This window comes from Pseudomonas sp. MF6776 (assembly GCF_016613125.1).
Taxonomy (GTDB): domain Bacteria; phylum Pseudomonadota; class Gammaproteobacteria; order Pseudomonadales; family Pseudomonadaceae; genus Aquipseudomonas; species Aquipseudomonas iridis.
Genome location: NZ_JAENSQ010000091.1, coordinates 1 through 1,671, shown reverse-complemented (window position 1 = coordinate 1,671; position 1,671 = coordinate 1). Strand labels below are relative to the sequence as shown.

The following is a 1,671-nucleotide window of genomic DNA, read 5'->3' as shown; positions in this document are numbered from 1 at the left end:
CTAGAGGGCCAGGCACGCTACCGCTAATTTTTTATGTCTCCTGATTTGCTCCTACAATGGTAGTGGGATGGCAAACGAGGTTTTACTAAGTGTTGGAAAATTAGAGATTTAAATTTCGCGTCTATTAGTTCTAGCGCAACTGAGTGGTTAAGCAAGTACGTAATCAGTAAATATTAAAAAAATAACACAAAAGCACGATTATATAATACAGTGTCAGTGTTTTATGATAATCAACAACGCCTGTCAAGGCAATCGCATGAAGCTCACCTGAGACCTAATAGTTCAGCCCGATAATCATCAGAGGTTGCAGCAATCAGCCTTCGTGCCTTGATGCCACCCTTGCGCTTGACCGGATCCAACCGGATCAAATTCAATGTAAGTTGCTTGAGAACGGCCATGTTGTGGGCAGCATGCCCGGTTCGGATCCGCATCTGATCGTCACCAAAAATGACATCCATGCACCAGTGGACGCGGTTCTCCACGCCCCAGTGCGCCCTGATGGCATGTGCGATGCGCTCTGCATCCGGAGCAAGACTGCTGATGTAGTAACGGCGCTCCAGGCTGGTCTGGTTGCCCACAGTCCGCTCGGACTCCAGCATCACGAAAGTGCGCAGTCCTGGCCAGCGTTCTGGCTGTGGCAGGCACTGGAGTTGGTCGAAAACATGGCAGCGACGAACCTCCAGCCGGCCATGGTCCTTCTCGACATGCTCGAAGTGCGCATGGGGTACCCGGGCAGGATCGCCGTCCAAAAAGGTGTCAGCGAAGTCATCGATCGCTTCGGCCAGCTTCGGCTGGTTTCCCTTGATGGCCAGCAGATAGTGCGCCCCGCGATCGAGAATGGCCTGTGCAATGTCCGGCTGGGTACCCATGGCATCGATCGTCACGGTGCAGCCCTCAAGCGCCAGTGTGGCCAGCAGCTCAGGAATGGCGGTCTTCTCGTTGGACTTCTGGGAGGTCGCCCTCTGCCCGAGAATCAGCCCTGAATCAGCCGCAAAAGCGCTGACCAGGTGCAACGGGGCCGTGTTTTTCTTGCCGGAGCGGCGACTGGTCTTGCCGTCTAGGGCAACCACTTGCGGAGAAAGGGCCGGTAGGATCGCCGCAACCCAACAGCGGAAGGCCTGCTCGAACTCCTCTGGATCGATCAGGCTGAATAGCCGTCCAAAGGTGTCGTGTGAGGGAATGCCGTGGGGTAGTTTCAGAATACGGCGGAACCAGTCCAGCCGCTGCTCAGCCCAGAGTTCGATTTCGATGAAGGTGTCAGCGCCGGCAAGCACGCCGCAGATAGCCACGACCAGTGTTTCGACCAGGTCGTGACGAATCTTGCCCTGCTGACGGGGATCATTGATGGCGACCAGAACATCGGAGATTGGTATGTGATGCGACATTGCAGGGCATCCTGAGTAGAGAGGCGCTCAGGATGCCCGCTGGGAAAGGACTCATTCAAATCGGCAGGCGTTCATGCGATTGCCCTGCAACGCCTGTTTAGATGCTGGTAGATGCGAATTTTTTGGCGTACAGTCAAAATTTTCTGATGGTTGCTTAGTGTGTTGGCGCTGATGGAAAATTGACCCACCCTGCCGATTGAAATTTGACCCAGGGCGGATTGCTGATTTTGTTACCAGCAACTGTGGATAAGTCTACCAGCGCAGCTGCTGTTGCCCCCACTCCTTC

At 54.4% G+C, this 1,671-nt stretch carries 1 protein-coding gene; it reads right to left on the bottom strand.

Annotated features, from left to right (window positions below; translation table 11 throughout):
- Positions 1-263: 263 nt before the first annotated feature.
- Complete coding sequence (locus JJD74_RS30545) at positions 264-1,385, bottom strand: ISAs1-like element ISPa60 family transposase (protein ID WP_010455375.1); 1,122 nt, start codon at positions 1,383-1,385, stop codon at positions 264-266.
- Positions 1,386-1,671 lie beyond the last annotated feature (286 nt).